12 protein-coding genes are annotated in these 15,608 nt (G+C 31.8%); 4 read left to right on the forward strand and 8 right to left on the reverse strand.

Going from position 1 to position 15,608, the window contains the following annotated elements; translation table 11 throughout:
* Positions 1–53: 53 nt before the first annotated feature.
* Positions 54–1,289 carry an ABC transporter permease gene (locus tag AAFP94_RS00090; protein WP_316661247.1) on the reverse strand — a complete coding sequence of 412 codons (1,236 nt, stop codon included), beginning with the start codon at positions 1,287–1,289 and terminating at the stop codon, positions 54–56.
* 9 nt (positions 1,290–1,298) lie between these two features.
* Here AAFP94_RS00090 and AAFP94_RS00095 point away from each other — a divergent pair, with 9 nt between their 5' ends.
* Together AAFP94_RS00095 and AAFP94_RS00100 are read left to right on the forward strand one after the other, a co-directional pair.
* Positions 1,299–2,531 carry an exo-beta-N-acetylmuramidase NamZ family protein gene (locus tag AAFP94_RS00095; RefSeq protein WP_316661246.1) on the forward strand — a complete coding sequence of 411 codons (1,233 nt, stop codon included), beginning with the start codon at positions 1,299–1,301 and terminating at the stop codon, positions 2,529–2,531.
* A gap of 70 nt (positions 2,532–2,601) precedes the next feature.
* Entirely contained in the window at positions 2,602–3,678 is a 1,077-nt protein-coding gene (locus AAFP94_RS00100; protein WP_316661245.1) for a serine hydrolase domain-containing protein, read from the forward strand.
* On the opposite strand, the gene AAFP94_RS00105 is transcribed toward AAFP94_RS00100, so the two are convergent.
* The 3 genes from AAFP94_RS00105 to AAFP94_RS00115 form a co-directional block, all read right to left on the reverse strand.
* On the reverse strand, positions 3,661–4,491 hold the full coding sequence (locus tag AAFP94_RS00105) for a glycerophosphodiester phosphodiesterase (RefSeq protein WP_316661244.1): 831 nt from the start codon (positions 4,489–4,491) through the stop codon (positions 3,661–3,663). The genes AAFP94_RS00100 and AAFP94_RS00105 overlap by 18 nt on opposite strands.
* Before the next feature lie 63 nt (positions 4,492–4,554).
* Positions 4,555–5,394: a sterol desaturase family protein gene (locus AAFP94_RS00110; protein ID WP_316661243.1), complete on the reverse strand. Its 840-nt coding sequence runs from the start codon at positions 5,392–5,394 to the stop codon at positions 4,555–4,557.
* A 31-nt stretch (positions 5,395–5,425) separates the two neighbouring features.
* Entirely contained in the window at positions 5,426–5,917 is a 492-nt protein-coding gene (locus AAFP94_RS00115; RefSeq protein WP_316661242.1) for a YkgJ family cysteine cluster protein, read from the reverse strand.
* A gap of 61 nt (positions 5,918–5,978) precedes the next feature.
* Here AAFP94_RS00115 and AAFP94_RS00120 point away from each other — a divergent pair, with 61 nt between their 5' ends.
* Positions 5,979–6,692 carry a class I SAM-dependent methyltransferase gene (locus tag AAFP94_RS00120; RefSeq protein WP_316661241.1) on the forward strand — a complete coding sequence of 238 codons (714 nt, stop codon included), beginning with the start codon at positions 5,979–5,981 and terminating at the stop codon, positions 6,690–6,692.
* Here AAFP94_RS00120 and AAFP94_RS00125 read toward each other — a convergent pair.
* From AAFP94_RS00125 to AAFP94_RS00135, 3 genes are all read right to left on the reverse strand, one after another.
* Positions 6,664–8,283, reverse strand: coding sequence for an amidohydrolase (locus tag AAFP94_RS00125; RefSeq protein ID WP_316661240.1), 1,620 nt, complete (start codon positions 8,281–8,283; stop codon positions 6,664–6,666). The two genes, AAFP94_RS00120 and AAFP94_RS00125, sit on opposite strands and share 29 nt — an antisense overlap.
* Positions 8,284–8,366: 83 nt before the next feature.
* On the reverse strand, positions 8,367–10,094 hold the full coding sequence (locus AAFP94_RS00130) for a TonB-dependent receptor (RefSeq protein WP_316661239.1): 1,728 nt from the start codon (positions 10,092–10,094) through the stop codon (positions 8,367–8,369).
* A 29-nt stretch (positions 10,095–10,123) separates the two neighbouring features.
* Positions 10,124–13,150, reverse strand: a complete 3,027-nt coding sequence (locus AAFP94_RS00135) for a tetratricopeptide repeat protein (protein WP_316661238.1) — start codon at positions 13,148–13,150, stop codon at positions 10,124–10,126.
* A gap of 187 nt (positions 13,151–13,337) precedes the next feature.
* Here AAFP94_RS00135 and AAFP94_RS00140 point away from each other — a divergent pair, with 187 nt between their 5' ends.
* Positions 13,338–14,021 carry a cell division ATP-binding protein FtsE gene (locus tag AAFP94_RS00140; RefSeq protein WP_316661236.1) on the forward strand — a complete coding sequence of 228 codons (684 nt, stop codon included), beginning with the start codon at positions 13,338–13,340 and terminating at the stop codon, positions 14,019–14,021.
* Here AAFP94_RS00140 and AAFP94_RS00145 read toward each other — a convergent pair.
* Entirely contained in the window at positions 14,018–15,604 is a 1,587-nt protein-coding gene (locus AAFP94_RS00145; protein ID WP_316661235.1) for a right-handed parallel beta-helix repeat-containing protein, read from the reverse strand. The two genes, AAFP94_RS00140 and AAFP94_RS00145, sit on opposite strands and share 4 nt — an antisense overlap.
* Positions 15,605–15,608 lie beyond the last annotated feature (4 nt).

Genomic DNA, 15,608 nt, shown 5'->3' on the forward strand with positions numbered 1-15,608 from the left:
GGCAAAAGTTCAGAGTTTAAAGTTTAATTTGGCATTTATTTAATAGTTAGTAGTTACTCAAACCGAATTGCCTTAACTGGTGAAATCTTTGTAATCATATACGAAGGCAACAATAACATAACCAAGCACAATACCAATGTTCCAATATTTAAAGCTATAATATAGCCTATGTTAATATACACAGGCGCTTCTGTAACATAATACACACTAGGATCTAACGGAAATAGTTTAAAATATTTTTGTGCAAACAATAAACCCAATCCAATTAAATTACCCCAAAACAAACCAACAAAAATCAGATAAGCAGCATTATATAAAAACATTTTTCGAATACTCCAATTTCGGCTTCCTAACGATTTTAAAATACCTATCATTTGAGTACGCTCAAGGATCAATACAAGCAAGGCTGTGATCATATTGATTCCTGCCACCAAAATCATAACCCCAATAATAGCATAAATGTTGGTGTCAAAAATTCTAATCCACTCAAAAATGGAATAATACTTATCTGTAATGGTTTGTGTATTTAAAGTAGATGGTGTGTTCTGATATATTTCTTTACCTTTTTGTTGAAGTTCATTATAATCATCAATAAATACTTCAAAGTTTCCGATTTGGTCTTTCTCCCAATTGTTAATGCGTTGCAGATGTCTTATATCTCCAATCATATACGTGGCATCAAAATCCTGAAATCCGGAATTATAGATTCCAACAATAGTATAACCAATAATATTTGGCGATTTGTTGGGGTCGTCTTTTACAAAATAAGTTTGAAATTTATCTCCCAATTTAAAATTCAATCTTTTAGCTAAATATTCAGAGATTAAAATATCTTCATTTCGTTTTTGGGTAAAATCTGGCAAACGCCCTACAACCAGAAAATCTTTAAAGTAACTCCAGTCATAATCTGCACCAACACCCTTTAAAATAACACCTTCAAAATCTTTTTCAGTTCTGATCACTCCAAATTTGGTAGCCACAGCCTGAATGTGTTTCACACCATCAACCGATTTAAACTCTGGATAAAATTCTTGATTGGAAGAAATAGGAATAACACTTTCTTGCGAGTTGTTACTATCAAAATTAGAAATAGTAACATGACCATTAAATGCCACCACTTTATCACGTATTTTTTGCTGAAGACCTATTCCTGTTGCAATGGCAATCATCATAACTACAATACCAATAGCAATTGCTGCAATTCCAATTTTTATTATTGGTGCCGAAATACTACTTTTATACGCCTTACTACCAATTATGCGTTTTGCTATAAAATATTCGTAATTCAAATTAAATAGATGACATTTTATAATTTCAAAAGTACAGTTTTATTATTTGTTTTCGTGATGATTTCTTATGGTTCTAAATCGAAATCTGAAATCGTTAATAATAATGAGATTCTGCATCAGGTTCAGAATGACAAACCAGTTATTGTTGGTGCAAATCAAACTGAAAAATACTTGCCTTTTTTAAACGGAAAACGAGTTGGTATTGTTGCCAATCAGACTAGTGTTTTGTTTAAAAATGATGGTTCTTACACACATTTGGTGGACTCTTTGGTCTCATTGAATATTGAGGTTAAAAAGGTATTCTCACCGGAACATGGCTTTCGTGGTACGGCAGATGCAGGCGAAAAGGTTAAAGATGGAATTGATACAAAAACTCGATTACCTATTGTTTCACTTTATGGGAAAAACAGAAAGCCAACAATGGAACAGATTAAAAATATTGACATTGTGATATTCGATATTCAAGATGTTGGAGTTCGGTTTTACACCTACATTTCAACATTACATTATATTATGGAAGCTTGCGCTGAAGCAAACATTCCTGTGATTGTTTTAGACAGACCTAATCCAAATGGGAACTATGTTGATGGACCAACATTAGAAATTGAAAATAAAAGTTTTTTAGGCATGCATCCAATACCTTTAGTACACGGAATGTCCATTGGTGAATATGCACAAATGATTAATGGTGAACATTGGCTAGAGAATGGAGTTCAATGTGATATTACTATCATTCCAGTTGAAAATTATACCCATGACTATAATTATAGTTTACCTATTAGACCTTCGCCAAATCTTCCTAATGATCAATCGATAAAATTATATCCTAGTTTAGGGTTATTTGAAGGCACCAATATTAATGCTGGCAGAGGAACAGAGTTTCAGTTTCAACGTTTCGGTGCACCTTTTTTAGATAAAAATATTTTTACTTTTACTTATACTCCTATTGAGAATTTTGGCGCAAAAAGCCCAAAACATAAAGATGTATTGTGTTATGGCGAAGATTTAAAAGATATAAAGGCAAAGGATGAAGTCTCTCTTAAATGGTTGATAAAGGTTTACAATAATGCTACAGATAAATCTTTAGTATTTAATGCGGCTAACTTTACAAAACATGCTGGGACAGATAAACTCCAAAAACAAATTGAAGCTGGTTTGAGCGAAACTGAAATTAAGAAAACTTGGAAATCTGGAATAGATACTTTTAAACTTATTCGTGAAAAGTATTTAATGTATGAATAATGGATTCCTGCTATAGTTTATCTTGAGTGATAGTCGAAAGGCAAGAATGACAAAATTTAATTTATAACTTATGAAAAAACTCATTTCACTTTTACTATTCATAAACCTTTCATTTGGTTTTGGGCAATCTCTTGGGAGCCTTCAAGACGAAAAAATAAAAACTGCCAAAGAAATCGCTGAAGCATTTTTAAATAAAAATAATATTCCTGGTATGGCAATTTCTGTTTCCAAAAATGGAAAAATTATTTGGTCTGAAGGTTTTGGCTATTCTAATATTGAATTAAAAACTGAAGTGTCTCCTAGTGAAACACAATTCCGTATTGCAAGTATATCAAAACCAATTACTGCTGCCGCCTTGGCTAAATTAGTAGATGACAGAAAACTTGATTTTGATGAAAGTATTTATACATATATTCCTGAATTTCCAAAGAAAAAGTTTGACTTTACAGTTCGGCAAGTTGCTGGTCATATTGCTGGTATACGGCATTATAATGGTCAAGAATTTATTTTAAACAAAAAAATGACCATTGTCGAAGGGCTTGATATTTTTAAAGACGATCCTTTAAAATTTAAGCCTGGAAGTGATTTTAGTTATAGTACTTATGGTTGGAATTTATTAAGCGTTGTTGTGCAAAATGCTGCACAAACACCATTTAACGATTACATGCAAGAAACTATTTTTAAGCCTTTAAAAATGGATTATACTACGTTAGATCTTTCAGATTCAAATATGCCAAACAGAACACAATTTTATCGAAAAACATATGCAAACAAAATTGTTTTAGGTCCTACCGTTAGTAATGAACATAAAGTTGCAGGAGGTGGTTTTTTATCAGCTTCAGAAGATTTAGTGAAATTTGGCAATGAAATTATTTCACCAGAAATATTATCAGAAGCTTCATTAAAAGAACTGGTAACACCTTTAACTCTCGATTCTGGTGAAAGTACAAACTATGGCATTGGGTTTGGCATCGGAAAGACCAAAAAAGAAACATCAATATATGGTCATACTGGTGGCGGCGTTGGTGCTTCAACTTTATTAAGGATGTATCCTGAAGAGAATATTGTGATTAGTATTCTAACAAATTTATCACAAGCACCTATCAGAGATATTGGTGAAGAACTTGAGCTAATTTTTATTGATTAGCACTATTAATCTATCTGGGTAATCTGTAATAATACCATCTACATTTAAATCAATCATAGTATTCATATCATCAATGTCATTGACTGTCCAAGGAATGATTTGAAAACCATGTTTTTGGTATGTTTCCACATTTTCTATATTCAATAATTTAAAATAAGGGCTAATAATTTCTGGTTTAAAACTCAATGAATTCAGTTTTGTTTCAATGGATTCGTTTTCATCCACTAATAATGCGACTTTCATTTTTAGTGATTGACGTTTAATTTCTTCTAAAGTTCTTACATCAAAAGATTGCAAATTTACTCTGTTAAAAACATTATAATTATTAATCACTTTTAAAACCAAGTTCACAAATTCTTTAGGTTTTGGGGTGAAAATAGTATCATATTTAGGGTGAGACTTAATTTCAATATTATACCTAATATTTGAATTGAGTTCTTCGGAAAGCTCAAAAACTTCGCTTAACAAAGGTTTGTTAACCTTCATTTTTTTTTGTTTTGGAAAACGCTCAAAATATTTTGAACCACAATCAAATTGCTTGATTGAATCGTAAGTCATTTGATAGAAGTTATACGTTATTTCATCCTCTTCAGAAATTTCATTGCCTTCCGCATCCAAACAAATTAGATGATTCATAAAAGGTTCGTGAGAAACAACAACCTGTTTGTCTTTGGAGATTGCTAAATCCAGTTCGAGTGTATTCACACCAAGTTCAATTGCCTTTTTAAATGCTGGAAGCGAATTTTCTGGAAGTAGTCCTCTACAACCACGATGGCCTTGAATATCTACTTCTTGTTTTTCATTACAACTCATATTCAGTATTAAAATGATGAGGCTTATTTTGATGAAATACTTCACTGTGTTTTGAATGACAGATTATTTATCTTCAGGCATTATTGTTGGTTTCTGATACTTCTGAAACGGTTGTTTTAGTAATGTCCAAATCTTTCCATTTTCTATTTCATCTGGAAAGACATCAACACCATATACTATTTTGTCCGTATCTAGCTTCTTATAAGTTCCTAATAACCTATCCCAAATTGAAAAAATATTACCATAATTAGAATCTGTATAAGGCAACACATAATGATGGTGAACTTTATGCATATCTGGTGACACCAAAAAGTAACTCAACGTATGGTCAACCTTTTTAGGTAGTTTGATATTTGCATGGCTAAATTGTGTTGCAATTACAGAAATTGTTTGATATAGCATAACCAATCCTATTGGTACACCTACGACAAAAACACCTATTAATGTAAAGAAAAACCTTATAAAACTTTCTAAAGGATGATGTCTGTTGGCTGTTGTTGTATCCACCTTATGGTCTGTATGATGCACTAAATGTATCATCCATAATGGTTTTACTTTATGCTCAATATAATGAGGTAAATATGCACCAAAAAAATCTAAAAACAAGACACCAAGAAATGCATATAACCACAAAGGCATTTCTGGCAACCAATTAATAATGCCAAAATTATTAGCAACTACCCAATCGGATGTATTCAATAATAGAAAAGCTAATGGGAAATTGATAATCATCAATGTTAAATTAAAAAACAAATTAGGAATTGCATGTTTCCATTTGTTATATTTAAATCTAAACAATGGTATTCCGCCTTCAATAAGCCAAAAAAAAGTCAATCCACCTGCAATTAGCAACACTCTATGATGCGGTGCAATGGTTTCAAAATAGGTAATGACAGTTTCCAATTCGTTAAATGAAATTTAAGTTTAAATATAATTATTTTATTCGTTTTTTCATTTCTTCAACAATATTGTAAGCTGCTGGACAAATGGCCACATTTTTTAATGTTAAATTAGAAATCTGTTGAAACTTTTTTCGGTCTGTATGTGGAAATTCTCTACAAGCTTTGGGTCTAACCTCGTAAATAGAACAATAATTATCAGCTCCTAAAAATGAGCAAGGTACACTCTGCAAAACATAATCGTTTTCTTCATCTATTCTTAAATACTGTTCAATAAATTGTTGTAGTTTTTGTTTAAAATGTTTTGCAATGCGTTCAATATCTTTATCTGTAAACAAAGGTCCTGCAGTTTTACAGCAATTGGCACAGGTTAGGCAATCTGTTCTTTCAAATTCTTCATCATGTAATTCCTGCATGACATAATCCAGATCTTTTGGTGGTTTCTTTTTTAGCTTTACAAAGAATTTCTTGTTATCATTATGTTTATCTTTGGCCAGCTTTGGCAGATTTTCTAAAAAGTCTTGCATGGTGTAAAAATACTATTTTTAATGAGATGCTGAATCAAGTTCAGCATGACAATAATTGTAAATGAAAGACCTTTTCGGGAAAGCTTTACTTGACTATCAAAACGGAAATTATACAGAAGACATCATAACGTCCACAAGTATTTCTGATGAAGATGTCTTATCTCTTCCCTATTTATTCCGAAGTTTTTCTGAAATGCCAAAATTGGAACAAAAAGCACTTCAGCTTTCTAAAGGAAAAGTTTTGGATATTGGTTGTGGTGCAGGAAATCACAGTTTATATCTTCAAGAAAAAGGGGTGAAAGTAAAGTCCATAGATGTTTCGAAAGGAGCTATTGAAGTCTGCAAACAAAGAGGATTAAAAAATGTTTTTGTTCTTGATATCACAAATGAAACTGAAACATTCGATACCATTTTAATGCTTATGAATGGTTCTGGTTTTTTTAAGAATTTAGATAAAACACCAGAAGTTCTTCAGCATTTAAAATCTTTATTGAAACCAAATGGACAAATTTTAATCGACTCGTCTGATATCAAATATATGTACGAAGATGATGATGGTGGTTATTGGGTAAATGCCAATGCCAACTATTATGGTGAATTGGAATACCATATAAGTTATAAAGGAGAAAGTGAGTCTTTTCCTTGGATGTACATTGATTTTGAAAATCTAAAATCAGCTTGTAAAAAAGTTGGTTTAAAATGTGAACTTGTTCTTGAAGGTGAGCATTTTGATTATTTGGCTAGGATTATTTCTTTTGAGCCTCGCCTTCAATAAAAGTATTGACAACTTCTATATAAGGAAGTTGAGCTTCTTCAACTTCCATAATATCTTCATTAAGAATGATGAAATCTGCAAATTTTCCAACTTCAATACTTCCTTTTTCGTTTTCTTCAAAATTGGAATATGCCGCCCAAATGGTCATACCCTTTAAAGCTTCTTCTCTGGTTAATGCATTTTCCATCTGATAACCTAAATCCGGATAACCTTCCAAATCCTTTCTAGCTACTGCTGCATAAAACGTATAAAACGGACTTACATGTTCTACTGGAAAATCCGTGCCTAAAGCCACTCGCCCATTCACATTTAAAAGGTCTTTAAATGCATAAGCCCCTTTAATACGTTCGGCTCCTACACGGTCTTCAGCCCAATACATATCGCTTGTAGCATGTGTTGGCTGTATTGACGGAATAATATCATCAAAATATTGAAAGTCTTTCGGAGAAACTACTTGAGCATGTTCTATTCTCCAGCGTCTGTCTGATTGTCCCTGCAATACCTTTTTGTAGGTTTGTAACACAATATGATTTGCTGAATCTCCAATGGCATGCGTATTCATTTGATATTCTGAATTTGCTACGCGCTGTGCATCAGATTCAAGGTCCTCAAGAGATGTTACTGGCAATCCAAATGTATTTGGACTATCACTATAAGATTCTTTCAATAAAGCACCTCGTGATCCTAAAGCTCCATCTGAATAAAATTTAAACGATCGAACATTTAACTTATCTGTTTTGATAATACCTTTATTCAGATAGTAATCTAAATTCTTTTTGGATGCTGAAACCATTGCATACACACGTATTTTTAAATCGCCTGCTTGTTGTAAACTATCTATTATTTCAATGGTATTTCTATTCAATCCAGCATCATCAACTGTGGTCAAGCCTAAATTGGTGCAAATTTTTTGAGCATCTAATAACGCTTCAACTGTATCGTCTCGATTAACTTTTGGCCAAAAATTCATTACTAAAAATTCTGCATTATCAACCAAAACACCTGTTAATTCTCCATTTTCTAAAACAACTTCTCCCCCTTCAATTTTACTATTAGTATTTACATTTCCTAATTCTAAAGCTGCCTGATTACATAAAATAGCATGCCCATCAATACGAGTTATGCTAATTGGTGTTTCTGGAAATAAGGCATTTAGAAGTTTATTGTTAGGAAATTCTTTAACATCCCAATCATTTTGATCCCAACCAAAACCTTTTATGAATTTTAAATCATTTTCATTTTGAAAATCAACAATACGTTGAACAACTTCATCAAAACTTTTTGTACCTACAAGGTTCACCGATTTTTGGTCTAAACCCAAACCATAAAAATGACAATGTGCATCTATAAAACCAGGCACAATAGTTTGATTTTTAGCATCTACAATGGTATCTGCTTCAAAGCTGTTTTGAATATCTTCAGAACTTCCAATCTCAACAAATTTTCCATCTTTTATGGCAAAAGATTCAGCTTTATCAAATTTTTCATTAACAGTATAAACATTAGCATTGATTACAATAGAGTCTACTTTTTGTTTCTTTTGACATGATGTAAAAAAAACTACAAGTATTATAGAAAGTACATATTTCATATTTGGTTATGTTTCGGGTAAAAATAACAAAAGCGTTACAAATTGTAACGCTTTTGTTCGCTATTAATCATTTCTATTGTATTTTAGAAATCAAATTTAAAGGTTGCTCCAGCTAATAGTTGCAAACCCTGTGTTGGGAAATTCTGCCAACGCTCATATTGTTTGTCAGCAAGATTATTGGCTTTGGCAAATACTGAAATCTTATCATTAATGTGATACCCTAAATGTACATTGGCATCAAAATAACTTTCTAAAACAATGGTTTGTGGCGTTGATGGGAACATGATGTCATTGTAAAAGAATTGGTCCTTTCTTTCACCAACATAAAACAAGTTTGCTCCTGTAAACCAATGTTCATCTATTTGGTAATCCATAAACAATGAAGCTTGTACATCTGGTAAATTCCATGCTTCATTATCACCTTTGACATTATAACTAAAATATTCAGCTTTTAGAACCAATTTAAAATTTCGGCTAACATCTACATTAATTTCTCCAGCAATGCTAAATGTATCAACATCATCATAAACAATTCCGAATGAATTACCATACATATAATCTTCCGTACCAGAAGTAATATCATTATTAATAAACATGGCTTTGTTGCGCTCCGCTATATATTTTCCTTTAAAATTATAGCTCATGTTATTTGATACTTTCCCTTTTAAACCAACAAATGCGTCATATTGTTGATCTGTAGGCATTAAAAACAATGTTGGAGATACAAATGGATTCTCTGATGCAAAGCCATGATATGTATTCTGAACAAGACCTCCTTGAATACCTCCATAAGCAATTAAAACATCATTGACCAATCTGTAAGATCCAGTAAAGTTTGGATAAATGTAGAATTTGTTTCTTCCACCTTCTGTATCATTCAAATAATAAAAAGAGACCCCTAAATTAACAGTTAAATCATCTTGCTTAATTTGGTATGTTGGTGACAAACCAACCTGAAAATTGCCATATTTCAATTCATCTTCAGATATATAATTTCTATCAAAGTGTCCTTTTAAATATTCAAATTTAATTTCTGTAGAAATTTCTTCTCCATTTATTGGGACATCTACTTCAGACTTTAAGACAAACCTATTTTCGCCAGAACCTTGGTTGTCTCCAAAATGTCTAAACAACACGCTACCTGAATTAAAATGAGTGTCGTTAAAAGAAATATCACTTCCCAAATGAAATCCATAAAACGAATGTTCAGGGTCAACCATATCAGCAGTAGTGTCGTCAAATAAAGGTTGTGGTAAACCATACCAATTGTAACGCTGCTGTTGGAATCCAGCTTCAAAATTCCAGGTAAGGTCTCTCAAGGTTTTTGAATAATTGGCATTAATCTTTGAATTGTAAAAATTGTCATCTAACAATATATTATCAATACCTCCTGCAGATGAATGATGGCTAATATAACCTCCAACACTTTCAGTGCGGTTTATAGCATGATTTAAATACAATTCACCAAGAAACGTAGTATAAGTACCAACACCCAAAGTCATGTAATTATCATAAAGTTTTGCTGATGGAGCTTTTTCTACTACAGCTGCTTTACCTTTTGCTGGTGTAAAAGTTGACGCCACAGGAAATGAAAAAATATTGTATTTCACATCCTTTTTGATACTCGTTTCTTTATCATCTATTGTCGCTGTTTCTTTCACTTTAAATGCATCAGAAATTGTGGGTGTATATGGCTTTACTACATTAATTACATCTGTATTGATGGTATCATTATCTCTTTCTTGTGCAAACATGAAACATGAACACAGAATACCTATAAAACCTGTTAAAATATTTAATTGCTTACGCATAGTTAATTACTTTTTTTTGATTAATGAAATTAATTACCTTCTTCGGTTTGTATTGATGAATTTCTTTTTGCCTCTTCAGTTTTGATTTTACCCAATTCTAACTTGGCTTCACTCACTACATCGTCAAACTCTTTGAAATTTTCAATAACACTTTCCAAAATATAGGTTGCTTGAAATGCATCATCTAATGCATAGAAATTTTTTGCCATAATAATCAAACCTTTAGCGCTATAATATTTATAGGTGGAATAATCTTTTGCGAGCTTTTGGATTTTGGCATTAGACGCTTCATAATTGCCTTCTTTATTTTTAAAGTAGGCATTATAGTACAAGGCTTCTGCAGCTTGTTCTCCAGTAGCAATACGCTCTACTTCTTCAAAAGCTATTTTGGCCTTTTCTTCATCACCCATTTGAATTGCCGAACGAGCAATAATCACTTTGGCATCACTTTTTATTCTGTTATCTATTTTAGACTGACCAAGCACTTTTTCGGCATAACCAACTGCATCCTGATAATTTTGCAATTCGTAGTTGGCTTTCATTAAATTAGATTGTGCGAACACAATATTCTGCTCAAAATTAGCTTCACTTTCCAAACGTTTCAATACAGGAATGGCATCAATCCAGTTCTTGTCTTCCAGATAAATTTGGGATAATCTTGATAATGCTTCTTCTGTAAATTCACTTTGTGAGGCATCAACCAAATATTTGTAATGTGGAGAAGCATTTTGTTTTAAGCCTTTCTTGAAATACAATTGCGCCAGATAAAAATGAGATTGCAACGCGTGAATTCCATTTGGGAAATTGTTTAAGTAACCATTAAATTGTGTTATCGCTCTATCTGTTTTATTTTCAAGATATTGCTTTTCTGCAGCTTCATACGTTGTATTGTCTAAATCTGCATCTGTAACCTCTACATAATCTAAAGTTTTTACCCAAGCAGCATATTCGTTAACTCTTCCCATGTCAACATAAATCAATCTAGCTGTAGAAACGGCTTGAACAGCTTCTGGAGAGCCAGGATAATCTCCAGCTACTTTTTTAAATCTGTTTAAGGCACGCTCATTATCACTATTGTTATAATACACAAGACCTTGCCTTAATAACGATTTTGGAACAAAAGAACTCATTCTGTATTCAGAGTTCAACCTGTCATACATTTGAATGGCTTTAGTTGTTTCGCCAACTTTTACATAAGAATTCCCTAACTCATACATAGCATCGTCACGTAATTTTGAGTTTGGATAATCTGAAATGAATTGCTCTAATTCTGAAATTTTAGTTGAAGATTTTCCTATATAACCTGCACTAATGGCTTTTTGAAAGAATGCATAATCTGATTCTATTTCATTTATTTTAATGGCTTCATTGTATGCGTTTATAGCACTTTGATAATCGCTCGAAACAAAATGACCATCGCCAAGTCTTAAATAAGCATCATTCAATCTTACTTTATCTTCTTTGTGATTGCCTATAAACTGATTAAAATATTGTGTGGATTGTCTATAGTTTTTCTGCTTGAAATATGTATAAGCCAAGTTATAATCTATATTGGCATTCTCCTTTAACGAGGTAGAAGGTGACAATTGCTGAAATTGTTTAAACCCAACCAAAGCATCATCATAATTGGTTAAATTATAATCTGTTTCGGCTTTCCAAAAAGTTGCTCTAGCAGTGTATTCAACAACTCTTGGTTCATTTAATGACTTATCGAAAAATGTCTCTGCTTCAAGATAATTACCTTCGTTGTATAGTTCTATACCTCTGTAATACGACACTTTTTGATAGGCTACTTTATTCTCAAAACTCTTCTTGCCTTCAAGCAGTTTAATAGCTTCCTTGTAATTCTTTGAGGTAATGTAAGAATCTATTAAAAGGGTTTCAATTTCCTCTTTATAACTCGTGTCAGGATATTTGTTTAAATAACCTGTTAAAACCTGCGGAACTGATTGATAAGGGTTTCCTATTTCGTAACTTATCTTGGCATAGTTTAACCATGCATCTTCCTGAATTTTAAGGTCAAAATCCATTTGAGACGCATTTCTGAAGGCGTTTAACGCTTGTTGTTTTTTATCAACATGCACATAACTTTCTCCTAAATGGTAATAGGCATTTTGAGCTACACCATTATTACCATCAATAATCTTATTGAATTCTGAAATGGATTTTTCATAGTCTTTCTGCATATAATGCGCATAACCTAGAAGATAAAAATCTGTATTACTCCAACGACCTCTTTTTCCTTTATATTCTAACAAATATGGAATCGCTTCTGCATATTGTTCTAAATTAAAATAGCTCTCACCAATTATTTTATTAAGCTCTGAAACTTCTAACTCATCACTGATTGGTAATTGTTCTTTGGCAAGTTCAATAGCCTTTTCAAAATTGCCAAGTTTAAAATTGAGATCTGCTTGATAATATGATAATTTTTCTCTGTATCGTTCTTGATCACTTACTTGATCAAAATACTCATTTGCTGTTTCGTAATCATCTCCTTCATAAGCCATAAAACCAATATAGTATTTACTTTGAGAGCCATATTCTTGAGAATTTTCTACTCTACTCAAATATTTTTTTGCATCGCTATATTGTTTTGTTGCAAAGGCCGAATATCCATTATTGAAATAGAATTTATCACGCTCATTTCTTGCCAGAGATTCTTCATCTACTTTATCATACCACTTTCTGGCATAAGCATATTTTGAGTTTTCAAAATAGTAATCACCAACATCTACAAAAGCAGTATTTCTTTTGGTGCTTGTTGGATAATCCTTTACAAAATCTTCTACCAATCTATCAGCGTTTTGTTGGTTTAAACGTACCGCACAATTTGCAATATGATAGGCGCAATCGGATTTTAGAACCTCTTCATTTGCTGTTTTATTTACCTGATAAAATAATGATTGTGCTGCCAGGTATTGCTGATTGTTATAAAGTGATAGTGCTTTTTGATAATCCACCAAATCGCTAGTGTAGGCAGCTGTTTGTTGTCCAGCCATTTGATAATTTAACCCAATCAAGATCAAAAGGGTTAATATGTTTTTGTTAACCATTGACTATTCGTTTTTTGTTGTTTTGATCAAAGATAATTGTATCTGCATGCTATAACGCAAGAATTTAATGTTAATTATAAACCGAGTTATTAAAAGTAAAAATCGTGCCAAAAAAGCAATTATTAAATATTTTAAAAGTTATAATAAAGCCATACTTTTACAGCAATCAAAAAATTCATGTTTTTTTATGTCAAACCCTGTTTTAAAATTAAAAGACGTTTCTATTTATCAAGGTAATAGCCTTGTTTTATCTAATGTGAATGTTGAAATAAATAAAGGCGACTTTGTTTATTTAATTGGGAGAACAGGAAGTGGTAAAAGTAGCTTTATGAAAACCCTTTATGGTGATTTGCATCTTACCGAAGGCGAAGGTCATATTGTAGATTATAATTTAAGAACACTTAAAGAAAGTGAAATCCCATTTTTAAGACGTAAGCTTGGCGTGGTTTTTCAAGATTTTAAATTGCTTACAGACAGAACAGTTAATGACAATTTTTTATTTGTCCTACAAGCTACCGGATGGAAAGACAAACAAGCTATGAACACCAGAATTGAGGAAGTATTAACCAAAGTAGGCATGAAAACTAAAGGGTTTAAATTTCCGCATGAACTTTCTGGTGGAGAGCAACAACGTGTTGCTATTGCAAGAGCCTTATTAAATAATCCTGAACTTATCCTAGCTGACGAACCAACAGGAAATCTGGATCCTCAAACCAGCGTTGAGGTCATGGAAGTTTTGCAGGAAATTAACAAAAACGGAAATACGATTTTAATGGCCACACATGATTATGCTTTGTTGCTTAAGTACCCGAGCAAAACCTTAAAATGTGATGAGAATCAGGTATATGAAGTTGTACAACGTAAGTCTTAAAACAACCAACTGAAGAATTTTCCTAGAAAACCAATTTTTTTTGAATTTTCGGCATTATTAAATTCAACAATAAAGACTCCAAAATTATCTAGGGTTTTATTTGTATCATTCTTATTCAATTTCATTGGAAATACTATTTTTTTATCATTCCCTAAAATTCCAGACTTCAGAACTTCTGAATAATTTTCAACATCTTTTATTATGAACGAAGTTCCTTTGGTAATTCCATATTCTGAAAAATCTACAATGACATCATTTTCATTTTTATCAAACAAAACAACTCTATACTTATTTTCATCGTATTCATTCTGTGAAATATCTAGAACATTATTAAGATTGAACTCTTTAAAGTTCTTGTAAGTGGTTTGCGCATCTAATCCATATTTTTTATTCCACTCTTGAATATTATAATCTCTTACACCTTCAATTCTAATCGGAGTATTTCTTCTTGTATAATATGTATTGTTTGAAAATTTCCAATTTTGTTGATTTATATGTTTTATTGTAGACTCTCTAAAACGCACAAAACCACTGTAAACACAATTGTTTTTAAACTGTAGTGATTTGACATCCAAGATTCTAATTGCATCTTTTCTCCCTATAATAATATTGTTTAAAACTTTAATAGATTCTATTGGAGCATTTTTATTAAACCCTAATGTTAGTGAAGGTGCATTATTGTTTTCAATAGTTTTTGAAAGCGCAGTATTATGATAGAAAATGTTGTCTTTTACAGTTATGTTTTTTGCAATGTTGATTCCGTTATTATCGTTAGTTGCTATAATTAAATTATCTCGAGGTGTTCCAGTTATTAAAGCACTATTGAAAATTACATTGTTCTCTAAAATTATATTTTTTACATATTGTTCTTTTGCATTTCGATTGTCTGACCATACCTCAATACCTTTATAGTAATTATTGAAAATAATGTTGTCCTTTATCAATTTATTTTGTTCTGTAGAATTTTGGGCATAGATACCGACTCCACTTCCTCGTTTCGCAGAATAGTAACCGTTATTGAATATCAAGCAACCATTAATTTCTGAATTGCCTGTTTGTTTCCATGTACCAAAACCTGAACCTGGATTGTTATGTATAATAAGGTTGATAAATTTGCAGTTTATACCACTATTGTGATTTATACCGTCAGATTTTTGAAAGTTTAACTCTGTTTGCTTTCTAGAAAAATCCCCTAACCAAGTTATTTCAAAACTTTTATAAATAACACGACTTCCAGACACTGTTAAAACAGAAGTTCTTTTAGAATTAATATTACCATTTAAAATAGCCCACTCATTTGGAAATGAAGAAACAGTAATGTGTTTGTGTTTAATATTACTCTGCAAATTACTCACAAAACGTCCATCATAAACACCTTCGTGTAGCCAAATAACATCTCCACCATTTATTACTTTAGAATTCTGGTTTAATGCGGTTTGTAAATCCCATGGATTTTGGATACTACCATTCCCTGTTGGTTTTCCAGGAGTTGTTTTATGGTTTTGAGGATACACATGAAATTCATTTTGTCCTGTTAAAACAAATGATATTAAAACAAAAATAATTGTGTAAATCAATTTCATATAG

Source organism: Gilvirhabdus luticola (assembly GCF_040117515.1).
Taxonomy (GTDB): Bacteria; Bacteroidota; Bacteroidia; order Flavobacteriales; family Flavobacteriaceae; genus Gilvirhabdus; species Gilvirhabdus luticola.